The sequence below is a fragment of the Pseudomonas defluvii genome (genome assembly GCF_001695625.1).
GTDB lineage: Bacteria > Pseudomonadota > Gammaproteobacteria > Pseudomonadales > Pseudomonadaceae > Aquipseudomonas > Aquipseudomonas defluvii.
This window is the reverse complement of the sequence record NZ_MBPN01000355.1, coordinates 1-275: the sequence shown is the minus strand read 5'-3', so window position 1 is coordinate 275 and position 275 is coordinate 1. Positions and strand designations below refer to the sequence as shown.

At 49.8% G+C, this 275-nt stretch carries 1 tRNA gene; it reads right to left on the bottom strand.

The window, feature by feature from the left end:
- Positions 1 to 95 precede the first annotated feature (95 nt).
- Positions 96 to 171 (bottom strand) — tRNA-Ala (locus EKA13_RS27660).
- Positions 172 to 275: the final 104 nt, after the last annotated feature.

The following is a 275-nucleotide window of genomic DNA, read 5'->3' as shown; positions in this document are numbered from 1 at the left end:
CCCAAATTTTTAAAGAACGATTCTGAAAAAGTTCAGAAATCAATATTCGACGCGAATATTCATTTCTAAGCTTTGACGTGGTAAGCAAGTGGAGATGGTGGAGCCAAGCGGAATCGAACCGCTGACCTCCTGCGTGCAAGGCAGGCGCTCTCCCAGCTGAGCTATGGCCCCGTATTGCTACAGGCTTTCACCACAAGTAATTGGTGGGTCTGGGCAGATTCGAACTGCCGACCTCACCCTTATCAGGGGTGCGCTCTAACCAACTGAGCTACAGA